This window comes from Methylobacterium sp. DB0501, assembly GCF_011043735.1.
GTDB classification, from domain to species: domain Bacteria; phylum Pseudomonadota; class Alphaproteobacteria; order Rhizobiales; family Beijerinckiaceae; genus Methylobacterium; species Methylobacterium alsaeris.
In genome coordinates, this window is record NZ_JAAKGV010000011.1 from 147,720 (window position 1) to 170,552 (window position 22,833).

The 22,833-nt window shown below is 71.8% G+C and carries 24 protein-coding genes; 10 read left to right on the top strand and 14 right to left on the bottom strand.

The features are described 5' to 3' along the window. Positions 1 to 125 precede the first annotated feature (125 nt). Complete coding sequence (gene leuS, locus G4G93_RS17705; protein ID WP_165085922.1) at positions 126 to 2,717, bottom strand: leucine--tRNA ligase; 2,592 nt, start codon at positions 2,715 to 2,717, stop codon at positions 126 to 128. Positions 2,718 to 2,885: 168 nt separating this feature from the next. Between leuS and G4G93_RS17710 the strand changes: the two genes are divergently transcribed. Continuing rightward, positions 2,886 to 3,569: a YggS family pyridoxal phosphate-dependent enzyme gene (locus G4G93_RS17710; RefSeq protein WP_165085924.1), complete on the top strand. Its 684-nt coding sequence runs from the start codon at positions 2,886 to 2,888 to the stop codon at positions 3,567 to 3,569. Between the two features lie 22 nt (positions 3,570 to 3,591). Here G4G93_RS17710 and G4G93_RS17715 read toward each other — a convergent pair whose 3' ends face one another. Further along, on the bottom strand, positions 3,592 to 3,792 hold the full coding sequence (locus tag G4G93_RS17715; RefSeq protein WP_048434578.1) for a hypothetical protein: 201 nt from the start codon (positions 3,790 to 3,792) through the stop codon (positions 3,592 to 3,594). Positions 3,793 to 3,981: 189 nt separating this feature from the next. Next, positions 3,982 to 4,515, bottom strand: coding sequence for a L,D-transpeptidase (locus G4G93_RS17720; protein ID WP_165085926.1), 534 nt, complete (start codon positions 4,513 to 4,515; stop codon positions 3,982 to 3,984). 104 nt (positions 4,516 to 4,619) lie between these two features. Between G4G93_RS17720 and G4G93_RS17725 the strand changes: the two genes are divergently transcribed. Both G4G93_RS17725 and G4G93_RS17730 read left to right on the top strand, forming a co-directional pair. Further along, positions 4,620 to 5,282, top strand: coding sequence for a 3'-5' exonuclease (locus G4G93_RS17725; protein WP_165085928.1), 663 nt, complete (start codon positions 4,620 to 4,622; stop codon positions 5,280 to 5,282). Positions 5,283 to 5,451: 169 nt separating this feature from the next. Beyond that, complete coding sequence (locus G4G93_RS17730) at positions 5,452 to 6,138, top strand: response regulator transcription factor (protein ID WP_165085929.1); 687 nt, start codon at positions 5,452 to 5,454, stop codon at positions 6,136 to 6,138. A gap of 129 nt (positions 6,139 to 6,267) precedes the next feature. Here the strand turns inward: G4G93_RS17730 and G4G93_RS17735 are convergent, their stop codons facing one another. Next, the gene (locus G4G93_RS17735; protein ID WP_395413777.1) at positions 6,268 to 7,356 is read right to left on the bottom strand and encodes an alanine racemase; all 1,089 of its coding nucleotides are present in this window, start codon (positions 7,354 to 7,356) and stop codon (positions 6,268 to 6,270) included. Positions 7,357 to 7,616: 260 nt separating this feature from the next. Here G4G93_RS17735 and G4G93_RS17740 point away from each other — a divergent pair, with 260 nt between their 5' ends. The 3 genes from G4G93_RS17740 to dapD all read left to right on the top strand — a co-directional run bounded on the left by G4G93_RS17740 (position 7,617) and on the right by dapD (position 10,678). Further along, on the top strand, positions 7,617 to 9,140 hold the full coding sequence (locus tag G4G93_RS17740; protein WP_165085933.1) for a sensor domain-containing diguanylate cyclase: 1,524 nt from the start codon (positions 7,617 to 7,619) through the stop codon (positions 9,138 to 9,140). Positions 9,141 to 9,285: 145 nt separating this feature from the next. Next, on the top strand, positions 9,286 to 9,738 hold the full coding sequence (locus G4G93_RS17745) for a Crp/Fnr family transcriptional regulator (RefSeq protein WP_165085935.1): 453 nt from the start codon (positions 9,286 to 9,288) through the stop codon (positions 9,736 to 9,738). Between the two features lie 94 nt (positions 9,739 to 9,832). Next, positions 9,833 to 10,678, top strand: coding sequence for a 2,3,4,5-tetrahydropyridine-2,6-dicarboxylate N-succinyltransferase (dapD, locus tag G4G93_RS17750; RefSeq protein WP_165085936.1), 846 nt, complete (start codon positions 9,833 to 9,835; stop codon positions 10,676 to 10,678). Positions 10,679 to 10,991: 313 nt separating this feature from the next. Here the strand turns inward: dapD and panC are convergent, their stop codons facing one another. Next, entirely contained in the window at positions 10,992 to 11,858 is an 867-nt protein-coding gene (gene panC, locus G4G93_RS17755; protein ID WP_165085937.1) for a pantoate--beta-alanine ligase, read from the bottom strand. A 496-nt stretch (positions 11,859 to 12,354) separates the two neighbouring features. Here panC and G4G93_RS17760 point away from each other — a divergent pair, with 496 nt between their 5' ends. Further along, positions 12,355 to 12,936: an HD domain-containing protein gene (locus tag G4G93_RS17760; protein WP_165085939.1), complete on the top strand. Its 582-nt coding sequence runs from the start codon at positions 12,355 to 12,357 to the stop codon at positions 12,934 to 12,936. Between the two features lie 20 nt (positions 12,937 to 12,956). On the opposite strand, the gene G4G93_RS17765 is transcribed toward G4G93_RS17760, so the two are convergent. From G4G93_RS17765 to bla, 5 genes are all read right to left on the bottom strand, one after another. Continuing rightward, entirely contained in the window at positions 12,957 to 13,991 is a 1,035-nt protein-coding gene (locus G4G93_RS17765; RefSeq protein ID WP_165085941.1) for a MerR family transcriptional regulator, read from the bottom strand. A gap of 103 nt (positions 13,992 to 14,094) precedes the next feature. Continuing rightward, entirely contained in the window at positions 14,095 to 14,745 is a 651-nt protein-coding gene (locus G4G93_RS17770) for an aspartate/glutamate racemase family protein (RefSeq protein WP_165085942.1), read from the bottom strand. 91 nt (positions 14,746 to 14,836) lie between these two features. Continuing rightward, complete coding sequence (locus G4G93_RS17775; protein WP_165085944.1) at positions 14,837 to 15,175, bottom strand: hypothetical protein; 339 nt, start codon at positions 15,173 to 15,175, stop codon at positions 14,837 to 14,839. Positions 15,176 to 15,235: 60 nt separating this feature from the next. Next, positions 15,236 to 15,706 (bottom strand): Cys-tRNA(Pro) deacylase, encoded by a 471-nt coding sequence (gene ybaK / locus G4G93_RS17780; RefSeq protein WP_165085946.1) that lies wholly within the window; start codon positions 15,704 to 15,706, stop codon positions 15,236 to 15,238. Positions 15,707 to 15,739: 33 nt separating this feature from the next. After that, positions 15,740 to 16,642, bottom strand: coding sequence for a class A beta-lactamase (bla, locus tag G4G93_RS17785; protein ID WP_165085948.1), 903 nt, complete (start codon positions 16,640 to 16,642; stop codon positions 15,740 to 15,742). A gap of 554 nt (positions 16,643 to 17,196) precedes the next feature. Between bla and G4G93_RS17790 the strand changes: the two genes are divergently transcribed. Next, on the top strand, positions 17,197 to 17,706 hold the full coding sequence (locus G4G93_RS17790) for a ferritin-like domain-containing protein (RefSeq protein WP_165085950.1): 510 nt from the start codon (positions 17,197 to 17,199) through the stop codon (positions 17,704 to 17,706). Between the two features lie 3 nt (positions 17,707 to 17,709). On the opposite strand, the gene G4G93_RS17795 is transcribed toward G4G93_RS17790, so the two are convergent. Genes G4G93_RS17795 through G4G93_RS17810 form a run of 4 tightly spaced genes read right to left on the bottom strand, consistent with a single transcriptional unit; the run spans position 17,710 to position 21,088 of the window. Beyond that, on the bottom strand, positions 17,710 to 18,423 hold the full coding sequence (locus tag G4G93_RS17795; RefSeq protein ID WP_206289846.1) for an aspartate/glutamate racemase family protein: 714 nt from the start codon (positions 18,421 to 18,423) through the stop codon (positions 17,710 to 17,712). Then, positions 18,420 to 19,190: an ABC transporter ATP-binding protein gene (locus G4G93_RS17800; RefSeq protein ID WP_165085952.1), complete on the bottom strand. Its 771-nt coding sequence runs from the start codon at positions 19,188 to 19,190 to the stop codon at positions 18,420 to 18,422. The genes G4G93_RS17795 and G4G93_RS17800 overlap by 4 nt, the downstream gene beginning before the upstream one ends. Positions 19,191 to 19,236: 46 nt before the next feature. After that, positions 19,237 to 20,097, bottom strand: coding sequence for an ABC transporter permease (locus G4G93_RS17805; RefSeq protein ID WP_165085954.1), 861 nt, complete (start codon positions 20,095 to 20,097; stop codon positions 19,237 to 19,239). Then, positions 20,081 to 21,088, bottom strand: coding sequence for an ABC transporter substrate-binding protein (locus G4G93_RS17810; protein ID WP_165085956.1), 1,008 nt, complete (start codon positions 21,086 to 21,088; stop codon positions 20,081 to 20,083). The genes G4G93_RS17805 and G4G93_RS17810 overlap by 17 nt, the downstream gene beginning before the upstream one ends. Before the next feature lie 251 nt (positions 21,089 to 21,339). Here G4G93_RS17810 and G4G93_RS17815 point away from each other — a divergent pair, with 251 nt between their 5' ends. Further along, positions 21,340 to 22,062 carry a GntR family transcriptional regulator gene (locus G4G93_RS17815; protein WP_165085957.1) on the top strand — a complete coding sequence of 241 codons (723 nt, stop codon included), beginning with the start codon at positions 21,340 to 21,342 and terminating at the stop codon, positions 22,060 to 22,062. An 18-nt stretch (positions 22,063 to 22,080) separates the two neighbouring features. Further along, complete coding sequence (locus tag G4G93_RS17820; RefSeq protein WP_165085959.1) at positions 22,081 to 22,824, top strand: aspartate/glutamate racemase family protein; 744 nt, start codon at positions 22,081 to 22,083, stop codon at positions 22,822 to 22,824. The last annotated feature ends 9 nt before the right edge of the window (positions 22,825 to 22,833 follow it).

Genomic DNA, 22,833 nt, shown 5'->3' on the forward strand with positions numbered 1-22,833 from the left:
AAGAATCTCTGCGGCGACAGCAGGGCCGTGCTGCTTCGAGCCGGTGAAAGACGGGGATGAAAGCGAGAAGGGCCCGGCGATCGTCGGATCGCCGGGCCCTTCTCTGGCAGGCAAAGATGCGTCGATCAGACCACGATGTTGACGATGCGCAGCGGCACCACGATCACCTTGCGGGGAGCCTTGCCTTCCAATGCCCGCTGTACCGCCTCCAGGGACAGCACCGCCGCCTCAACCGCCGCTTGATCGGCGTCGCGCTGCACGGTGACGTCGGCGCGCTTGCGGCCGTTGATCTGCACCGGCAACGTCACGCTGTCCTCGACCAGGAGGGCGCGTTTCACCTCGGGCCAGGCGGCTTCCGCCACGAGGCCGTCCCGACCCAACGCCGTCCAGCAGGTTTCGGCGAGGTGCGGCATCATCGGGGCGATGAGCTGCACCAGGATCTGGGTCGCCTCGCGCAGGGCGGGGGAGGGGGCGCGGCCGCGCTCGGCGTTGACCGCCTCCTGCAGGCTGTTCGCCAACTCGTAGACATGTGCGACGCAGCGGTTGAAGCGCAGGCGCTCGATATCCTCGCCGACCGCCGCCAGGGCCTTGTGGGCCGCCTTCAGCACCGCTTCGTTTTCGGCGACCGCCGGCTTTGACCCGCCCTCGGCGACCTCGCTCACCATGCGCCAGACGCGCTGCACGAAGCGCGAGGCGCCCTGCACGCCGTCCTCGGTCCAGATCACGTCGCGCTCCGGGGGGGAGTCGGACAGCATGAACCAGCGGGCGGTGTCGGCGCCGTACGAGGCGATGATGTCGTCGGGGTCGACCACGTTCTTCTTCGACTTCGACATCTTCTCGATCGCCCCGATGGCGATCGGCGCGTCGGTTTTCACGTGAAACGCTTTGCGGGCGCCGTCCTCGGTCACGACCTTGACGTCGACCGGCTGCACCCAGGCCCCGGCCTCGTCGCGATAGGTCTCGTGGACCACCATCCCTTGGGTGAACAGGCCGGCGAAGGGTTCGTCGAGGCCGGCCCAACCGGTCTGGCGCATCGCCCGCATGAAGAAGCGCGAATAGAGCAGATGCAGGATCGCGTGCTCTATGCCGCCGATATACTGGTCGACCGGCAACCAGTGGTCTGCCACCGCCTTGTCGGTCGGCGCGTCGTCCAGCCACGGCGCGGTGAAGCGGGCGAAGTACCACGACGAATCGACGAAGGTATCCATCGTGTCGGTCTCACGCCGGGCCTGCGCACCGCAGGACGGGCACGGCACGTTGCGCCAGGCCGCATCGCGCTCCAGCGGGTTGCCGGGGACGTCGAACGACACGTCCTCCGGCAGGCGCACCGGCAGGTCGGCGACCGGCACTGGCACGACGCCGCACGAGTCGCAGTGGATCACCGGGATCGGGCAGCCCCAGTAGCGCTGACGCGAGACGCCCCAGTCGCGCAGGCGGAACTGGACCCGTCGCTTGCCAACCGAGTTGCCGTCGAGGGTCTCGGCCTCCAGGCGATCGGCGACGGCCTTGAACGCCTCGTCGGTGCTCATCCCGTCGAGGAAGCGCGAATTGATCATCCGGCCGTCGCCGTCATAGGCGGTGTCGGTGATCACGAAGCTGGCCGGGTCCTGGTCCGGCGGGCAGACGACCGGCGTGTTGCCCAGCCCGTACTTGTTGGCGAAGTCGAGGTCGCGCTGGTCATGAGCCGGGCAGCCGAACACCGCACCGGTGCCGTACTCCATGAGCACGAAATTCGCGACGTAGACCGGCAGGGTCCAGGACGGGTCGAGAGGATGGCGCACCGTCAAGCCCGTGTCGAAGCCGAGCTTCTCCGCGGTGTCGATCGCCGCCTGGGCGGTGCCCATGCGCCGGCACTCGGCGATGAAATCCTGCAGGGCCGGGTTGTCCGTCGCGACCGCGGCGGCAAGCGGGTGGTCGGCGGCGACCGCCAGGAACTTCGCGCCGAACAGCGTGTCGGGACGCGTCGTGTAGACCGTGACTTCGCGGGCCGCGCCCTCGGGCGCGCGCTCGAGGGCGAAGCGCAGCTCCAGCCCCTCCGAGCGGCCGATCCAGTTGCGCTGCATCAGCCGGACCTTCTCCGGCCAGCGTTCCAGCGTGTCGAGCCGGTCGTCGAGGTCCTGGGCGAAGTCGGTGATCTTGAAGAACCACTGGGTCAGCTCGCGCTGCTCGACGAGCGCGCCGGAGCGCCAGCCGCGCCCGTCGATCACCTGCTCGTTGGCGAGCACGGTGTGGTCGACCGGATCCCAGTTCACCTTGGCGGTGCGGCGCGAGACCAGCCCGGCCTTCAGGAAGTCCAGGAACATCCGCTGCTGATGCTTGTAGTATTCAGGATCGCAGGTCGCGATCTCGCGGCTCCAGTCCAGCGACAGGCCCATCGATTGCAGCTGCGCCCGCATCGTCGCGATGTTGGCGTAGGTCCAGTCCCGCGGGTTGACCTTGTTCTGCATCGCGGCGTTCTCGGCCGGCAGGCCGAAGGCATCCCAGCCCATCGGATGCAGGACGTTGAAGCCCTTGGCGCGCTTGTAGCGGGCCACCACATCGCCCATGGCGTAGTTGCGCACGTGGCCCATGTGGATGCGCCCCGACGGATAGGGGAACATCTCGAGCACGTAGTATTTCGGGCGCGGATCGTCGTTGCGGGTGCGAAAAATCTCCCGCTCGGCCCACACCTGCTGCCAGTGGGGCTCGGAATCCTTCGCGTTGTAACGTTCGGCCATGGGCGGCGTCTTTGCGACCGGTCGGCGCCGGCGCCGTGAGCACCGGCGGCAGGGATGAAAGGGAAAACGTCACGGCCGCAAACGGTTGAGCTTGCTCGGCGCGGCGCCGGCGGACTAGGACACGGTTTGGTCCCGAGGGTCAACCAATCTAGCGGAGAGGCGCCGGTCATGATCGACCCGCAGACCGTCACGTCGAATCTGGCCGAAGTGCGCGACGCCATCGCCCGGGCAGCCGAGGACAGCGAGCGCGATCCCGCGGGCGTCGCGCTGATCGCCGTCTCGAAGACGATTCCGCCGGAGGGCATCCGGCCGGCGCTAGAAGCCGGCCAGCGTTTGTTCGGCGAGAACTACGTCCAGGAGGCGAAAGCCAAGTGGCCCTCTCTCCGCGCGGAGGCGGAGGGCGTCGAACTTCACCTGATCGGCCCATTGCAATCGAACAAGGCCCGCGAGGCCGTCGAGCTGTTCGACGTGATCCATACCCTCGACAGAACCTCGCTCGCCGCGGCGCTCGCGAAGGAGATCCAGCGCAGCGGCCGGCATCCGGCCCTGCTGGTCCAGGTCAATACCGGCGAGGAGCCGCAGAAGGGCGGCGTGGCGCCGGGCGCGGTCGACGCCTTCCTACGCGAATGCGCAGAGACGCACGGGCTAACCGTCTCGGGGCTGATGTGCATCCCGCCGGCGGAGGACCCGCCCTCGGCGCATTTCGGCCTGCTGGCGGCGATCGCTCGCCGCCACGCCCTGCCGATCCTGTCGATGGGGATGAGCGCCGACTATCCGGCGGCGATCCAGGCAGGCGCGACCCATGTGCGGGTCGGCAGTGCCATCTTCGGGGCACGCCAGCCGAAAGGGTAACGCGCCGTCGTTGGATCTCGCGTCAGTTCGCGTGCAGGCAGCGGATCTCCTCCCGCGCCTGCTCCAGGAAGCGGACCCGGTCCTCGTCCGTCAGCAGAACGGGTGAATTCGGCAGCCCGTCCCGGTAGCGGGCGGAGCTGTCCCAGAGAGTGCCGCGGGCGCCCTCCGCGGCGTGGATCTGTCGTGCGCGTACGATCTCGGTCGCGGTGTAGGCGTCGAGCATGCGTCTCTCCCTGCGTCCGATGAGGCTTTTGTGTGGCAGTCGGACCCTAGCGCATGTTTTCGCGGGATGCGAGCGTGGTAGCGTTACCAAAATGAAAGATGTTATTGTGCCTTGCAGCATCACGAATCGAGAACATTTTTCGCGATCCGCCCGCTGGAACGGGGAAGACCTTGCTCAGCAAGACCATTCTTAGATCGTGAGGCGGGTGCCGGGGCCGAGGCGGCGCAGGAGCCGGATCAAGTCGGGGCGGCGCAGCGCGACGCAGCCCTCGGTGGGTTTGAAGCCCGGGCGGGCGACGTGCAGGAAGATCGCGCTGCCATGCCCGCGCCGGATCGGGCCGCGATTGTAGTCGAGGTCGATCACGAGGTCGTAGAGCCCGTCGTCGCGCCAGAGGTTCTCGGCGCTGATGCCGGGCGCGGGCAGGGGGATGGGGCGGTTGTAGCGCCGGTCGCGCGGGTCGTCGCACCAGCCGTCGCCCGGGCGAATGCGGCGCAGGGGGAGGGCGGTCGGGGGCCGGGTCCCGAGCCGGTCCGGCCGGTAGAAGCCGCCGCGCAGGCGGAACGTGCCCCGGGGCGAGGCGCCGTCGCCTTCGCGCTTGGTGCGGGTCTGGCCGCCCTTGCCGAGGGCGCAGGGGACCAGGACCGGGCCGGCGATCAGCGTGCCGCGGCGGCGGTCGAGGGGATTCGGGCGGACCCGCAGATGCGGGAGGGTGGTGCGCTTCATGGGACGTCTCTGTAGGGCGCCGTCGCCGTCGCCGTCGAGACCGTGACAGGCGGGCCGGACCGGCCGAGAATGCCGGGAGCGATCCAACGAGCCGCCCGACCCTCATGCGCAAGCCGGACCCCTCGCCCGAACCGAATCCCGACTGGCTCGCCTGGCTGCCGCCGCGTCTCGTCGCCCTCGACGTCGAGACGACGGGCCTCGCCGAGACCGACCGGGTGGTGAGCTTCGGCGCCGTCGTGCTGACGACCGCCTCCCTCGCCGCCGGCCGGCCGGAGATCGCCTGCCACCACCTGATCTTCGATCCCGGCCGCGCCAGCCACCCGATGGCCGAGGCGGTGCATGGCTACGACGACTGGCTCCTGCGCCACCAGGATCCGGCCGGGCTGCACGCCGCCGCGCTCGCCGCGCTGATCGCCGGGGCCGACCTCGTCGTCGCCCACAACGCCGCCTTCGATCTCGGCTTCGTCAACCGCGAGTTGCGGGAGGCCGGTCTGCCGCCGGTCGCCGGCAAGGTCTACTGCACCATGGAGGCCTATCGTCGCCGGGGCGAGAAGGGGAGGGCGGCCCTCGATGCGGTGTGCCGGCGCATCGGCATCGCCAGGGTCGGCGCTCGCCACGGCGCCCTGGAGGATGCCTGGCTGGCGCTCCGGGCCTATCTCTGGCTCCAGGCCTGCCCGGTGGCGGTCGCCCGTCCGATGCTCGCCCCGCCCAGCAACCTGCGCCCCGCCCCGCCCCGCCCGGAGGGCCCGCTGCCGCCCCGTGCCTGAGGCAGGGGCCGGGGCTCACGCCGTGGACAGGACGGAGCGCGGCCCTTGCCGCGGCGGGTCGCTCCGCTACTCTGCCTCGCACCCTGCCAGGCTGCGATCCGTCCGGGATCGTGGCGTCGGCCGGCGGCGGGCCTCGCGCCCGTCCGCCTTCCTCGAGAGTGCCGGTTCGATGTCGAACGCCCACCGCCTGCTCGTCGTCGACGACGATCCGACCCTGCGCGACACCCTGACCGAGCAGCTCGCCCTGTCGGACGCGTTCGAGGTCGTCACCGCCGAGACCGCCCGGGGGGCGATGGAGCGCGTCGCCGCCGAACGGGTGGATCTCGTGGTGATGGATGTCGGCCTGCCCGATCTCGACGGGCGCGAGGCGGTCCGGCAGATGCGCCAGGGCGGCTTTCGCGGCCCGGTCATCATGCTGACCGGCCAGGCCTCGGATACCGACACCGTGCAGGGGCTCGATGCCGGCGCCAACGACTACGTGACGAAGCCGTTCAAGCTCGCCGTCCTGCTCGCCCGCATCCGGGCCCAGCTGCGCCAGTACGAGGCGAGCGAGGACGCGGTGTTCCAGATCGGCCCCTACACCTTCCGGCCGGGCGCCAAGCTGCTCGTCGGCGAGCGCGGCTCGAAGCTGAAGCTCACCGAGAAGGAGACCGCGATCCTGCGCTTCCTCTACCGCGCCGGGCGCCAGGTGGTGGGGCGCGACACGCTGCTCGCCGAGGTGTGGGGCTACAACGCCCAGGTCACCACCCACACCCTCGAGACCCACATCTACCGCCTGCGCCAGAAGATCGAGCCGAACCCGGCGACGGCGTCGATCCTGGTGACGGAGGGAGGCGGGTACAAGCTGTTGCCGTAGGCACGATCGAGACCCTCGCCGGTTTCGACCACCCTCCATCGTCGGGCCCGGGGTCTCGCCCTCGGCGAGCCCCAGGATGACATTGCGGGTGAGAAGGCCGCCGGCCCTGTCCCGTCTCCGGGACGCGCCCTACGCGATCAACCCCCGCGCCGCGACCGGGATCGTGCCGACGATCGCGCCGTCCCGCACCGCCACCAAGTCGTCGACCATGTTGACGACGACGCAGACGTGGTTGGGCACCACCTCGACCAGGGTGCCGACCGGGGGCCGCTCGGCGCAGGCGGCGAGATCCAGGAAGCCGTGCTCCTCGGCGAAGCCCGCGATGCGGGCGCCCGGATGGTCGGGCAGGAGCCCGTGCCCGTCGAGGCCGCCGCCGGTGTCGCTGGTCAGCGTCTTCGAGCCGGCATCCAGGATGCCGCGCTCCGGCCCCGCCCGGCTCACCACCCGGGCGAGCACCGCCAGGGCGCAGTCGTCGAGGGTCGCGACGCCGGCCTCGATCATCATGCGGTCGTTGAAGATCACCGTGCCGGCCCGGTGCTCGGTGGTGCCGCGGACCCGGCCGATCTCCGGCAGGTTCGGCGTGCCGCCGGTGGAGACGATGCGGGCCGAGAGCCCGTGCGCCGCCAGCCCCGCCTGCGTCTCGTCGAGGAATCCTTGCGCCACCGCGACGCCCCCGGGCGGCGGGTAGAGAAGAAGGCCCGCGAAGGCGAGGCCCGGCCGGCTCGCGATGTCGCGGGCGAGCGCCACCGCCTCGCCCGGTGTCTCGACGCCGGCGCGCTTGCGGCCGGTATCGCATTCCACCACCACGTCGAGGGTGCGCCCGCCGGCCTGCGCCGCCTCGGGCAGGCCCGCCACCGTCACCGGGTTGTCGGCCGCGACCGTGATCCGGGCCGCGCTCTCGCGCAGGAGCCGGCCGAGGCGCCCGACCACGTGCGGGCCGATGAGGTTGTAGCTCACCAGGATGTCGTCGATCCCGGCCGCCGCCATCACCTCGGCCTCGCCGAGCTTCTGGCAGGTGATGCCGCGGGCCCCCGCCTCGATCTGCATCCGGGCGAGGATCGGGCTCTTGTGCGTCTTGATGTGCGGGCGGTTGGCGATGCCGGCGGCGTCGCAGGCGGCCTGGAGCCGCGCGATGTTGCGGGCGACGCGATCGAGGTCGATGACGACCGCCGGCGTTCCGTGGCGGCGGGCGATCTCCTCGCGGAGCGCGGGGGCGATCATCGCGGGCCGCCCGTCCCGGCCCTGTCCGAAACTCGCATCGATCGCATCGTCGTCCCTCCTGCGCCGGCCTTTCCGCGCCGGCTGACCTCCGGCGCCGAATCCCGGCCGGCGGCGGACCATAGACGGAAACGCCGCGCCGCGCTTCGTGCCCGAGGACATATCGCCATACGGCACCTCGCTCTCGCTCGGGTGCAACCCAATCTTAGACTTCTAGTCCTATCGGTGGAGGATCGCTGGCACCGCGCAACGGAGCGTCGATGCATTCCCGATCCCGCCGGCGGCACTCCGCCGTGTCGCGCATGCTGGCCGGGTCGATCATCGGCGTCACCCTGGTGATCGGAGCCGCCTGCGGAATGATGGTCATGCAGATGCGCCGCAGCGCCTGGGACCAGGTCGGCCGCGTCTCGCAGAACCTGCTCGAATCGGTCGAGCGCTTGGTCGACCGCAACATCGAGATCTACGACCTGTCGCTCCAGGGGGTGGTCGAGGGCCTGCGCAACCCGGAGGTCGACGGGATCGCGCCGGACCTGCGCCAGCTCGTGCTGTTCGATCGGGCCGCCACCGCGAACGGCCTCGGGGCGATCCTGGCCCTCGACCCGCAGGGGCATGCCTTCGTCGATTCGGCGTCTCCGGTGCCCCGTCCGCTGCGCTTTCCCGAAGCGGATTTCTTCCTCGTCCACAAGGCGCGGGAGGATGCCGGGCTCTATATCGGCGAGCCGCTCCGGATGGGGCCGGGCGGGCGCCGGGTGATCCCGCTCAGCCGCCGGCTCTCCTACGCGGACGGCGCCTTCGCGGGCGTCGTCGTCGGCACGATCGCCATCGACTACCTCAACGCCCTGTTCGCCCGTCTCAGCCTCGGCGACAGGAGCCGCATCGCCGTCTTCCGCGAGAGCGGCGAACTCCTCGTCCGCAGCCCGGCGAGGGAGGGGGCGATCGGCCGGAGCCTGACGAAGGCCGCCCACTTCCGGCGCTACTTCGAGCGCCGGGCCGGGCAGTTCGTGGCGACCGGCCACACCGAGGCGATCGAGAGCCTGTTCACCTACAGCCGGATCGGCGACCGGTCCCTCGTCGCCACGGTGGTGGTGCCGACGGCGGCGATCGCCGCCCTGTGGCGGCCGAAGGCGGAAGCGATCGCCGGCCTGGTGGCGCTCCTGTGCGGCGGCATGATCGCCCTGACCCTGGTGCTCCAGCGCGAACTCGAGCGGCGGGCCCGGGCCGAGGAAATGGCCCTCGCCGCCAACCACGACCTCGCCCGCCTCGCCCATACCGACGGGCTCACCGGCCTGCCGAACCGACGCCACTTCGACGAGGCCTTCGCGCGGGCCCGCGAGCAGGCGGCGCGCGACCGCAGGCCGCTGGCGCTGGTCCTCCTCGATGCCGACCGGTTCAAGCGCTACAACGACACCTACGGCCACCTCGCCGGGGACGAGGTCCTGCGCGCCGTGGCCCGGGTGCTGCAGCGCCAGGTCCGCGAGCCGGAGGAGGCCGCCTGCCGGATCGGCGGCGAGGAATTCGCCGTGCTGCTGCCGGGCGCCTCGGCCCGCCCGGCGGCCGCCCGGGCCGAGCACATCCGGCAAGCGCTGGCGCGGCTGCAGATCCCGCATGTCGGCAACGAGGGCGGCATCGTCACCGTGAGCCTCGGCGTCGCCGAGGCGGTCCCGGGCGAGGCCGGCGGCCAGTGCTTCGCGGCCGCCGACGCGGCGCTCTACGAGGCCAAGCGCCAGGGCCGCAACCGCGTGGTGGCGGGGCCGGAGGCTCCGGCCGGCGTCAAGGTCGCCTGAAACGGAGGAGGTTGCCCGAAGAGGGATGGCGCCTGCGCATGGTGCGGGGACTTCCGATCGGCTAGAGCTTGGCCGGGCGGCGCGGTTGCGGAAGACCGCGCAGGTGCGGACGACCGCGTGACCGCGGCAGGGGAGAGCGGGGCCGTTGGCGCTCGACGACGACATCGCGATCCTGGCCGCGGCGCCGCTGTTCGGATTGATGGGCCGGGACGCCCTGCGGCTGATCTCGTTCGCGGCCGAGCGCCGGCGGCTGGAGCCGGGCGCCGTGCTGTTCTCCCGCGGCGACCCGGCCGAGGGCGGCTTCGTGGTGATGCGCGGCAGGGTGATCCTGGAGCCGCGCTCGCCCCGGGGCGCGGCGATCGAGGCCGGTCCCTCCGCGCTGATCGGCCAGAACGCCTTGTTCTTTCCGGGGGAGCGGCCGACCGCCGCGCGGGCCGGCCCCGAGCCGGTCGAGGTCATGGTCGTCACCCAGGCGGTGATGCGCCGGGTGCTCGAGGTGTTTCCCGATACCGCCGCGGTGATCCACGACGCGCTCGCCGACGAACTCGCCGACCTGACCCGCCGCTTCGCCGACAGCCGCGCCGCCGACCCGACCTGAAAGCCCGGCCTACCCTAAAAGCCCTGGCGTGACAGCAACCCGGGAGCTTTGGTAGAGGGGACGCCGCAACGCATTCCCTGCCTGGACGCCTCCCATGTCGCATGCCGATCTCGCCCGGACCATCGAAGCCGCCTGGGAGGACCGCGCGGGCGTCGGCGCCGATACGCGCGGACCGGTGCGCGAGGCGGTCGAGGCCGCCCTGGCGCTGCTCGATTCCGGCGAGGCCCGGGTCGCCGAGAAGTCCGGCGACCAGGACTGGCACGTCAACCAGTGGCTCAAGAAGGCGGTGCTGCTCTCCTTCCGCCTCAACGACATGGCGCTGATCGAGGGCGGTCCCGGCGGCGGCGGCTGGTGGGACAAGGTGCCGTCGAAGTTCGAGGGCTGGGACGCCGCGCGCTTCCGCGCCGCCGGCTTCCGGGCCGTGCCGGGCGCCGTGGTGCGCCGGGGCGCCCATATCGCGCCGGGCGCGGTGCTGATGCCGTCCTTCGTCAATCTCGGCGCCCATGTCGGCGAGGGCACGATGGTCGACACCTGGGCCACGATCGGCTCCTGCGCCCAGGTCGGCAAGAACTGCCACATCTCCGGCGGCGCCGGCATCGCCGGCGTGCTCGAGCCGCTCCAGGCCAACCCGGTCATCATCGAGGACAATTGCTTCATCGGCGCCCGCGCCGAGGTGGCCGAGGGCGTGATCGTCGGCGAGGGCAGCGTGCTCTCGATGGGCGTCTATATCGGCGCCTCGACCAAGATCATCGACCGGGCCACCGGCGAGGTCACGTATGGCCGCGTGCCGCCCTACTCGGTGGTGGTGTCGGGCACCCAGCCCGGCAAGGCACTGCCGGACGGCACCCCCGGCCCGTCGCTCTACTGCGCCGTGATCGTCAAGCGCGTCGATGCCGGCACCCGGGCGAAGACCGGCATCAACGAGCTCCTGCGGGATTGAGCAGGCTTGCGTGGCAGGCCACACGGTACACGACACAGGGGGGTGCGGGGGGCGGGGCGGTGGCCGTCGCCTCCGCACCTGCTGTGTCATGTACGTTGGTCAGGCCAACGCAGCGTCCACTTAGACTCTTATTGAGTCGCGGATTTTTGTCGCGGAACCGGCGGCCGCCTTTGCGAAAGCTGCGTCGGGCACAGCCCGATCGCGTGGCAGTCGGGCCGTGCTCTCGGTCTTTGGTTCCGCCGCATTTCCTGAGACGAACCTGCATCCCCTTCGCCGGAAAATGCTCGCGAGGCTCCGCCGCGTCGCGGTCTTCTCAGACCGCGACGTTGTCGATGAGGCGCGTGCGACCGAGATAGGCCGCCGCCAGCACCCGGGCCGGGCTCCCGACGCGGTCGAGCGGCGCCAGGCTCTCGGCATCGTTGACCGAAAGGTACTGGACGGGCGTGAATCCCGCCGTCGCGAGGGCGGCCCGGCCCTCGTCCAGGGCGGGGCCGGTCGGCGCGCCGCCGCGCACCCTCTCGGCCACCTGCCGCAGCACGTGATACATCGCCGGCGCCGCCCGGCGCTCCTCGTCCGAGAGGTAGCGGTTGCGCGACGACATCGCGAGACCGTCGGCCTCGCGCAAGGTCGGCACGCCCTCGATCACCACCGGGATGTCGAGGTCCCGGGTCGCGCGGCGGATCACCTGGAGCTGCTGGAAGTCCTTCTCGCCGAACATCGCCCGGTCGGGCAGGCTCTGCAGCAGCAGCTTCGTCACCACGGTGGCGACGCCCGCGAAGTGCCCAGGGCGCAGGGGGCCGCACAGGACGTCGGTCAACCCCGCCACCGTCACGGTGGTGGAGAAGCCCGGCGGGTACATCGTCGCCACGTCGGGCAGGTAGGCGGCATCCGCCCCGACCTCGGCCAGGAGCGCGAGGTCGGCCTCCAGGACGCGGGGATAGCGGGAGAAATCCTCGTTCGGGCCGAACTGCGTCGGGTTGACGAAGATGCTGACCACGACCCGCCGGCAGGTCTCCCGCGCCTGCCGCACCAGCGACAGGTGCCCCTCGTGCAGCGCCCCCATGGTCGGCACCAAAGCCACCGCCTCGCCCGCCGCCCGCCATGCCCCGATCCGCGCCCGCAGGGCGGCGACGTCGCCGAACCGGAGAACCGGTGCAGCAGGGGTGGGCGATGGTGCCATCGTCGATCTCCGGTCGGTTGCGCCGGCGGGAGGGTAATCGGGGCGGCGGCGGGGCGCCAAGGGGGACGTTGTGCGAAGATGCAGCACGCTTCCGCCTTGAGGGGGCTGTCTGTCGCCCTGGTATCCGAAGGCTGATCTTGCCGGGGTTCCTCGGCCGTACCTTCAGCCTCCTTGCGTCAGATGCCATGAACCACGGCCAAGCGATCTGAATTGTGCTGAAACAAATTACGTCCCATCCTTTCGGGTGCTGCTACAAAACGGTGTCGAGACCGGTCCGCCGAAACGCGCCGGCAGCTGCCAGGATCGGCACACCCAGGATCGGCACACCCTCGTATCTCGCCGCGGCGTGATGCAGGCAGTCGCCGAGATCGAACCGGGGCGCCGCCCCCCGCCCCGCCGTCTCGCGGCGGAGATGTCGGTCGTGATATCGACACCCGCAATGTGCGGCGCAGCGCAAGGCCGGGATGCAGCTCCCCCGCCCGACGCGATCGAGGAGATGCCACCCGTGACCCCCGACGACCTCGCCGGCACCCTCGCGTTCCTGCGGCGGACCGAGGCGCTCAAGAGCACCCTGCGCAGCGGCACCACGGCGTCCGGCCGGCGGGAGAGCACGGCCGAGCACAGCTGGCGGCTCTGCCTGATGGCGATGGTGCTGGGCGACGGCATCGAGGGGATCGACGGGCTGAAGCTCCTCAAGATGTGCCTGATCCACGACCTCGGCGAGGCGGTCGGCGGCGACATCCCGGCGACCGATCCCCGGGCGGCGGACAAGGCCGCCCAGGAGCGGCGCGACCTCCACGCCCTCACGGCAGAACTGCCCCCGGCGCGGCGGGACGAGATCCTGCGCCTGTGGGAGGAGTACGAGGCCGCCGCGTCGCCGGAGGCGATCCTGGCCAAGGCCTTCGACAAGCTCGAGACGATCCTCCAGCACAACCGGGGCCTCAACCCGCCGGGCTTCGATTACGGCTTCAACCTCGCCTACGGCGCGACGCACACCGCCCGCCACCCGCTGACGGCGGCGGTCCGCGCCGTGCTGGACGAGGAGACGCGGGCGCGCATGGCGGCGCCTGCCGAGTAGTGGGCCCGGGCGCGACGGCCCTACGCCTCGGCCCAGGCCGGGCGCATCGCGACGATCCCGGCGGTGCGGGCCCTGACTTCTGGCGGAGCGAGGCAGGTCGCCACGGCCTCGTAGCCCCGCCCGCCGGGATGCGGCACCGCGAGGAGCGGCACGCTGTGATTGGCCGGGCACAGGATGACGAGGTCCGAAGGCTCGAGCGCGTCGAGATCGAGGATGGAGGAGGACCGCGTCATCAGCACGAGCGCGCGCCGGTCGGTTCCCCGCAGGCGCAGATGCGCCATCAACGCCACCTGCGTGGCCGCATCCAGGCCCTCCTCCACCGTGTCGATCACGAGGGCGGCGGGGCCTTCGGATTCCAGCGCGACGAGGAGGATTGCCAGGGCCTCCGAGCGCGTCGCACCGTCCTGGGCGAGCCAGGCCAGCCGGTGCTCGACCCTGTCCGCCAGGGCCGCATCACCGGCGAGGCGGTCAGCCATGGCGGAACCGCGCAGACGGTCGAGACCCAGGAAGGCGGCGTCGGGCAGGGCCTCGGCGAGTCGCCGCGCGAGCCGGGTCTTGCCGCTCCCGAGCGGCCCGGCGAGGAAGGACAGGGCGGGAAGGTCGGGGAGCGCGAACCACTCGCCGCCCCACGGCCAGGGCAGCGCGAACCCGACGCCCAGCGGTGCCCGCTCGGCCAGGGCCCGCGCCAGCGTTGCAGCACTCGGTGCGTGCCCCTGGGCGAGGTCGGCGCGCAAGGCCCTCACGCGGTCGAGGGCGGCGGTCGTCTGCCGGACGGTCGCGCGTAAGTCGGCTTCGTGGGCGGCGAGGCCGGCATCGAGGTCTGCCGGCTCGCCGTCGAGCACGCGCGCGACCTGCGCGAGGCTCAGGCCGAGGCGGCGCAAGGCGACGATCTCCGCCGCCCGCGCCATCGTGGCGGCGTCGTAGCAGCGCCAGCCCGTGCGGGTCCGGTCGGGCGTGAGCAGGCCGTGCTGCTCGTAGAGGCGCAGGGCCTTGGCGGAGACGCCGAGCGCCGCGCCGGCCTGCGCGGGCGTGAGACACCGGAGCGATGAAGTCATGGGTCACCTCGACTGATCGAACCCATCCTTCATCGGACCGGCCGCCGGGGCCGGGTCAAGCGCCTTTCGCCCGCGCAGGAGCGGGCCGGCCGGGCTTCGCGCTTCAGGCGCCGGTCCCGGCCCGGGCGGCGGCCGCGACGCCGACCATCGGGCTGGTGAGGGGGCGCCTATCCGCGGGCAGCCGCGCGGCGGCGCCGGCCATCGAGGCCTGCGCCAGGGCGACCCGGGCGGCGCCCTCCGCCCGTGCCGCCTCGGCGGCCTCGGCGACCAGATCCCCGTAGCGGTCGCGGTCGCCCGCCTTGAACGCCGTCCAGGCCTGGGGCACGGCCCGCACGTCGATCGTTGCGCCGGTCGCCCGCGCCGCCGTCTCGAAGAGGCGCCGGGTCGGCTCGACCGTGGTCTCGACGGCACAGAGCACGACGACCCGGCCGCCCTCCCGCACCGCCTCGGCGGCGAGCGCTTCGTCGACCCGCAGGACCGGGACCGGCGCGTCCGCGGCCGCGGCCTCCGTGGCCGGCCCGAGGGTCGAGCAGGTCAGCAGAACCACGTCGGCCTCCGCCGACAGGCGGCGCAGGATCGCGGCGGTCTCGTCGGCGATTTCGGGGGTGAGCCGTCCCTGCCGCTCGGCGGCGGCGAGCAGGTCGGTGCGCACGGTGTGGTGCAGGCTGATCCCGGTCAGGCCGGTCGCCGCCAGCGCCTCGTCGAAGAGGGCGGCGTTGCTGTCGACGGTGTGAAGGCAGGCGATGCGGGTCATGCGGTGCGGATCCTGGACGGCGCCCCGGGGCAGGCGGCCCGCGCTAACCCGGCGGTGCCGCGCCGGCAAGCTTCCGGCGACCCGCTCGTCGCTACAGGCAGCGCCGCGCCAGCCGGCGCCCATACGGATCGTCCACGCCGCGCGGGGGCGGGAAGCCGTAATAGCTTGGCTTGCCGAGGCCGAAGGGCGAGCCGACATAGGTCGGGTCGCCGGGCGCGTTGGTCGGCACGAAGTCGATGCAGGCGGCCGGAACCCGGGCGGCTGTCGAGGCGTCGCTGTCGCCGCGGGGGAAGTAGCGGGGGGCCGGGGCAGGGCCGGGCACGGGGCGCGGTGCCGGCCAGTAGCCCGGTTCCGGCATGTCGGCCGCCGCGGCCGGCCCCGCGAGGCCGAAGGCGACGATGCCTGCCAGGAGCCTCACAAACCCACCCATCCGATCCTGTCCTCGCTCCCGGAAGACATTTGGGGGGTCGTGGTTAACGCGGCGTTTCGCTCAGGTCACGGCCTCGCTCCGGGCCCCGAGCACGCGCACGAGGTCGTCGGGCTTCAGCCGGACCTGGAGCCCGCGCTGGCCGCCATTGACGAAGATCGCGGGGAGCGCGAGGGCGGCGGCATCGACGAGGGTCGGCACCACCCGCTTCTGACCGAGCGGGCTGATGCCGCCGACATGGTAGCCGGTCAGCCGCTCTGCGTCGGCCGGGCGCATCATCGCGGCGGACTTGCCGTTGAAGGCGGCGGCGAGCTTCTTCAGCGACATCTCGCGGTCCGAGGGCACCAGCACGCAGACCGGCTTGCCGTCGACGGCGGCCATCAGGGTCTTGAACACCTCGCCCGGGACGACGCCCATTGCCTCCGCCGCCTGGAGGCCGATGCGGATCGCGTCCGGGTCGTAGTCGTAGACGTGGACGCTGTGCGGGATGCCGGCCCGGGTCAGGGCTTGCGTGGCGCGGGTGGTCTTCGACATCGGGCAGGTGCGAGGTGCGAGGTGCGAGCGAGGTCAGGCGCCGCCCGGGAAGCTCCGGGCGATCAACCGGCCGATCTCGGCGTGCACGGCATCGCGCGCGGCGGGCTCGGCCGGTGATCCGGTGAGATACACCGCCGCGAGGATCGGCGCACCGTCCGGGCGGTGGATCAGCGCCACCACGTTGGCGGTGCCGTTGTCGCCGGTGCCGGTCTTGTCCGCGGTCCGCCACCCGTCCGGCAGGCCGGCGCGCACGCGCTTCAGACCGGTCGGGCTCTCCTGCATCCAGCCGACGAGCTTGGCCCGCGAGTCGCCCGAGAGGGCACGGCCGAGCAGCACGTTGTCGAGGAGGCCGACCATCGCCGCCGGGCTCGTCGTGTCGCGCGGGTCGCCGGCAAGCGCCGTGTTCAGGGTCGGCTCGGTGCGGTCGAGGCGGGTGACGGTGTCACCGTGGGCACGCGCGAAGGCGGTGATGCCGGCGGGGCCGCCGAGCGTGTCGAGCATCAGGTTGGCGGCGGTGTTGTCGCTCCATACCACCGCGGCGGCGCAGAGCTCGGCCAGGGTCATGCCGGTCTCGACATGCTTGCCCGTCACCGGGGCGTAGCTAAGGAGGGCGTTGCGGCCATAGGTGATCCGCCGGTTGAGGTCGTCCTGGCCCTTGTCGACCCGGGCCAGCACCGCGGCGGCGGCGACCGCCTTGAAGGTGCTGCACATCGGGAAGCGCTCGTCGGCCCGGTGACCGAAGCGACGACCCGTCGCGGTGTCGCGCACCTCGACGCCGAGCATGCCGCCGTCGCGCCGCTCGAGCTGCGCCAGCCGCGCCGCCGCATCCTCCGCTGCCGCCGCGCTGCGGACGGCGCAGGCCGCGAGCGCGGTCCCGATCAGGGCGGCGCGGCGGGTGAGGCCGGAAACGGGCTGATGAAGGGCGGGATGGGACATCACAGGCTCCCTGCGCACGGATCGTCAGGGACGCTCTCATGATGAGAGACCTTGGCGACAATACGCTGGGGTGGTGACGGGAACGGGGTGACGGCGGCGCCGATCCGGCGTTTCACGGGAAACATCCTTAACGGCGGGATGCCCCCTGCGGCCGGACGGGCGCCGCGTCGTCGGAAAAGAGTTCGGTGCGGCTGCGGCGAATAATGGCCCTTGCTGTCGGGATCCCGGGTCCGGCCCGGTCTCGGTCGGGACGCTGCCGTAGCCCTTGTCGAAGCGGTCGAACGGCGGCACGGGAGGCGGTAATGCGGTCATGGCTGTCCTCCCGGAGTTGCGGCGGGCACGGCGCCTCGTCCGTGGAGGGGGCGGGCAACGTCGGCACCCACCCGGCGTTCCGGGCTCATCATGCCGCCTTGGAGACCTCGCCTGGATACTTTGTCACAGTATGTACCGTCTCGGCGAACCGGCGTCGGCGGGGGGCGTTGGCTCGAGGGTCAAATACCCTCCTGGGGTAATTGCCCAGGATCGCGATCCACCCCACCCGGAAGGAACCCCCGATGGCCGAGGACATCCGCTCGCTGTACGTGACCGCGCTGAGGAACACCCACGCGCTCGAACTCCAGGCGCTCCAGATCATGGAGCGGCAGGTCGAGCGGCTGGAGCGCTACCCCGACATGGAGGCGGCGCTGCGCCGGCACATCACCGAGACGCACGGCCAGCGCGACCGGCTCGAGGAGGCCTTGTCCACCATGTCGGAAAGCCCCTCGACCCTGAAGGAGGGCGTGCTCGGCTTCGTCGGCAACATGGCGGCCCTCGCCCATACCCCGGCTCAGGACGAGATCCTGAAGAACGCCTTCGCCAACCGCGCCTTCGAGAATTACGAGGCGGCGGCCTACGACGCGCTGATCACGCTTGCCGAGGCCGTCGGCCAAGGCGCCCGGCTTCCGGCCTTCGAGATGTCGCTGAAGGAGGAACTGGCGATGGCCCAGACGATGGCCGACCTCGTGCGGCCGACGACGCGCCGCTACCTCGAACTCACCCTCGGCGGCGGCAAGGCCGATCGGTAGCCGTCAGAGACGAAACAGCCGACCCCCGCCGGCGATCCGGCCCGGATCGGCGCCCGCCGCCTGCAAGGCCGCCCACAGGGTGACGGCGATCGAATCGAAGACCGGGATGCCGAGTTCGGCCTCGAGGTCCTCGACGAGCGCCGTCCCCGCCATGTTGGTGCAGACGACCGCCACCGCCTCCGCGCCCTCCGCGGCGACCGCCCGGGCCATGGCGGCGACCTCCCGCTCCGGCACTTCCGCGAAGGAGAAGTTGTCGGACAACCCGCAATGGCGCTCGGCGGCGCAGTCGAACCCGGCAGCAGCCCAATTCGCCTGGATCTTCGCCTGCACGTCGCCGGTATAGGGTGTGACGAGGCCGACCCGCCGGATTCCGGCCCGGGTGAAGGCCTCGCGGAAGCCCAGCACCGCGGTCGCCGCCGGGATGCCGGTGGCTTGCGTGATGCGGGCGCACAGGGCCTCGTCGCGGGAGAAGCCCAGCCAGGCCGCCGAGGTGCCGTTCCACGCGATGGCATCGACCCTGGCGTCGGCGAGGAGCGCGGCCGCATTCAGGATCGGGGCCTCGTCGAACTGCCCGAGCCCCGCCGCCGAGAGGGTGATCTCGGTGACGCGGAAGCGCGAGAAATGCGCGGTGATGTCGGTGGCGTCGCGCAGCAGGGCCGCCGTCGCCGGTTCGAGCCGGGTGTTCGACGACGGGGTCAGCATCCCGAGCCGGATCATGCGGCGGCCTTCCTGGTCGATTCCTCGCGGATCATCGCGAGCACCCGGCGCTTCATGTCGTTGAACCCGGGACTCGTCACGTCCCGCGGCCGGGGCAGATCGAAGGGGATGAACTCGCGGATGCGGCCCGGGCGCCGGCTCATCACGGCGATGCGGTTGCCGAGCACCAGCGCCTCGTCGACCGAATGGGTGACGAACACCACCGTGGCGCCGACCCGCTGCCAGATCGTGACCAGTTCCTCCTGCATCTCGATCTTGGTCTGGGCATCGAGCGCCGCGAAGGGCTCGTCCATCAGGATCACCGCCGGGTTCATTAGCAGCGCCCGGGCGATGCCGACCCGCTGGCTCATGCCGCCCGACAGCTCCGCCGGGTAGTGCCGCTCGAACCCGGCGAGCCCGACGAGATCGATATAGGCCTTGGCCCGGTCGTGCCGCTCCGGCTTTGCGACGCCCTTCAGCTTGAGGTGGAAGGCGACGTTGTCGATCACCGTGAGCCAGGGCATCAGCGTCGGCTGCTGGAACACCACGCCGCGATCGGCGCCGGGCCGCTCGACCCGCCGGCCCGCCACCCGGATTTCGCCGGCGCTCGGCTGCTCGAAGCCCGCGATCATGTTGAGCAGGGTGGACTTGCCGCAGCCCGAGGGCCCCAGCAGGCAGACGAACTCGCCCGCCTCGATCGTGGCCCGGGTGCGGTCCACCGCCACGAGGTCGCGCCCGTCGCGATCGCGGAACACTTTCTGGACGTCGGCGAGGTCGATCGCGCTCATGGGAGTCTCCGTGGGCGAAGGAATCCGGGGGAAGGGGCGGGGCGGATCACCGCCCCTGCACCGTCGTGCCCTTCTGCCAGTGCAGCACCGAGGCCATCAGCGCCTTGAGGCCGAGGTCGGACAGGTATCCGAGCAACCCGATCGAGATCATCGCGGCGAGCACGATGTCGTAACGCAGGAAGTAGTAGGAATCCCACAGGACGTAGCCCAGCCCGCTCTTCACCGCGACCATCTCGGCGGTCACCGTCAGCATCCAGGCCGAGCCGATGGCGATGCGAAGGCCCGAGAAGATCGACGGGAGGGCGGCCGGCAGCACGATGTCGGTGAGGAGCTGGCGCTCGGAGGCGCCCATCATCGCCCCGGCCCGGATCAGGTTGCGGTCGACCCCGCGCACGCCGTGGATGGTGTTCATCAGGACGGGGAAGAACGCGCCGAGGAAGACCAGGAAGATCGCCGGCTTGTCGGCGATGCCGAACCAGATGATGGCGAGCGGGATCCACGAGACCGGCGGGATCGGGCGCAGCATCTGCAGGGTCGGCTCGACGGTGCGCTCGACGAGCCGCCACCAGCCGATCGCGACCCCGATCAGCACGGCCGAGACGGCCGCGATGGCGTAGCCGGCGGCGACCCGGGTCAGGCTCGCGAGCGCGTCGGGCACCCAATGGCCGGAATAGGTCTGGGTGCTCTCGTCGAGGCCCAGCAGCCAGTCGCCCAGCGCGTGCAGGACCGCGGTCGGCGCCGGCAGCAGGGCCGCCGGCAGGGCGCCGGAGCGGGCAAAAGCCTCCCAGCCGGCGACGAGCAGGAGCGGCAGGGCCGCCCGCTCGGCGAAGGCGACGAGGCGCCGGGGCAGCCGGCGGGGCGGGGCCGCCGCGGGGGTGAGCGGCGCGGTCTCAGTAGCCGAGGCCATCGCGGGTCTTCTTGGTGGCGGCCTCGAGGAACGAGAAGTCCATGTGCTTCTCCACGTCGGCCGAGACGTCGCGGCCGATGTATTTCAGGTCCCGCATCATCGCGGCGATGGCCAGGGTCTTCCCCCGGTGCATCCGGTAGTCGGGCTCGGCGTTCCTGATCGCCTCGGCGGCGACCTCCTTCGACAGGCCGGTCTTCTGGTTGATGACGTCGACCCAGATGCCCCGGTCGGCCTTGAGCCGGTCCACCAACGCCACGTCGGCATCGACCACCGCCTGCACGCCGGCCCGGTTTTTCGCGATCACGTCGGAGCGGGTGACGATGAGGTTCGTCAGGTTGCCGGCGGCCTGGTCGTAGGGCAGCACGAAATGTGCGGCCGCGCCCGCCATGCGGATCTGCGAGGCGAAGGGCTCGACCGAGCAGACCATGTCGATCTCGCCCCGCTGCATCGCCGCGAGGTGGTCGGACGGGTTCGGGATGTTGACGAACTGCACGTCCTTGTTCGGGTTGATGCCCTGCTTGAGGAGGGCGCCGCGCATGTGGATGTCCTGCGCATTGCCGCGGGAGGCCGCGACCTTGAGCGGCGTGCCCGCCGCCTTGGCCTTCTCGACCGCGGCCTTGAACCCGGCCCAGTCCTCGGCCTTCAGGTTCAGCGCCTTCGCGGACAGGCATTCCGAGCCGCCATTCACCTCGCCGGCGACCGCCACGATGTCGAAGCCTTTGTCGAGGGCGGTGACGTAGTGGAGGTAGGTGACCTGTGCCACGTCGAGGCTTTTCGCGATCAGCGCCGTCAGCACGTCGTTGCCGGAATTGAAGCCGGTGGCCTCGATCGTCGCGCCCTTGCCGGTTTCCTTGGCGAGCCCCGGCAGCAGGGCGACCGGCAGGCAATGGGCGCATTTGGCGTAGCCGACCTTCACCGGCGCATCCTCGGCGAAGGCCGGCGAGACGAACCACAGGGCGGCGGCCAGCAGGGGGCCGAGAGGGCGGCGCATGGTCGGTGACCTCGCTCGTGAAGGGCGCCGGCCTTGGTCCGGGCGCCGCGGCGGCTCTGGGGGCGGGCGGCGGGAAGCGCCGTCCGATCCAGGGTGGGACGGCCTGGGAAACATCGCAACGCATTTTTGGTGCTCTGCATGCAATTCATGCCAAATGCCGAGGCAGGCAGCAGAATTGCCCGGAATTGATGCGCCCGGCGCCGCGCCGGGCGGTTATGGTCCGGATCCGACGAGTGATGGAGAGGACACGCATGGATCCGGTCCGGCGCCCCCGCGGGCGCCCGCGCAAGCCCGTGCTGCTGGAACCCGCCGGCCTCGGCCCGCGGCGCGGCCTGCATGACCAGGCGGCGGAGCGGCTGCGGGCGCTGATCGTCGCGGGCACGCTGCCCGCCGGCGCGGCTCTCGTCGAGACCGAGCTGTCGGCGGCGCTGGGCATCTCGCGCACGCCGTTGCGCGAGGCGCTGAAGCTGCTCGCCGTCGAGGGGCTGGTGGAATTGCGCCCCAACCGCTCGCCCCGGGTGGCGGAGCTGTGCGCGGACGCCGTGACGGAGCTGTTCGAGGCCATCGCGGCGATCGAACGGGCCGCCGCCGAACTCGCGGCCCGGCGCATCGCCCCGGCGGAGCTGGAGCGGCTGCGCCGGCTCCAAACCGAGATGGAGGCGCACCACGCCGCCGGGGCGCTCGCCTCCTACTTCGCCCTCAACCAGCAGATCCACGCGCTGATCGTGGCCTCCGCCCGCAATGCGTATTTGCGCGAGGCGCACGAGGCGCTGCACGCCCGGGCCGAGATCGCCCGCCGCCGCGCCCTCGACAGCCGGGCGCGCTGGGACGAATCGGTCGCCGAGCACCGGGCGATCCTGGCGGCCCTGGAGGCCCGCGACCCCGAGCGCGCCGGCCGGCTGCTCGCCGACCATGTCGGCCATACCGGAACGGCGCTGCTCGCCGGACTGGACTCCACGCCAGACGCCGCCTGAGGCCCGAAGAGAATCCCGATGCGCCTGCTGCTCCTCAACCCCAATACCAGCCGCGACGTCACCGAGCTGATGCGCGCCGCCGGCTCGGCCGTCGCCGCCCCCGGCACCGAGATCCTGACCGCCACCGCGCCCCGGGGCGTGCCCTACATCGCGACCCGGGCCGAGGCGCAGATCGGCGGCGCCATCGCCCTCGAGATGCTGGCCGAGGCGCCGCCGGTCGATGCCGCGATCATCGCGGCCTTCGGCGATCCGGGCCTCTTCGGCGCCCGCGAATTGTTCGATTATCCCGTGATCGGCCTCGCCGAGGCCGCGATGCTGTCGGCCTGCCTGCTCGGGCGCCGCTTCGGCCTCGTCACCTTCGCCCGGGCGCTGGTGCCCTGGTACGAGGAAACCGTCGCCGCTCACGGCCTCGGGCCGCGCTGCGCCGGGGTGCGGGCGCTCGAAGGGCGCTTCTCCGCCCTCTCCGGGGTGCAGGAGGAGAAGGAGGCGCAACTGGTCGACCTCGCCCGGGCGATGGTCGGGGAGGATGGCGCCGACGTGCTGATCTTCGCCGGCGCCCCCCTGTCGGGCCTCGCCGCCCGGGTGCGCGAGCGGCTGCCGGTGCCGGTGGTCGATCAGGTGGTGGCGGCGGTCAAGCTCGCCGAGGCCGTGGTGGCGCAACGTCCCCGCAAGGCGACGGCCGGCACGTTCCGCCGGCCGGACCCGAAGCCGAGCACCGGGCTCGCGCCGGCTCTGGCGGCGCGGATCGGGCACGCGGACTGAGCGGGCTCG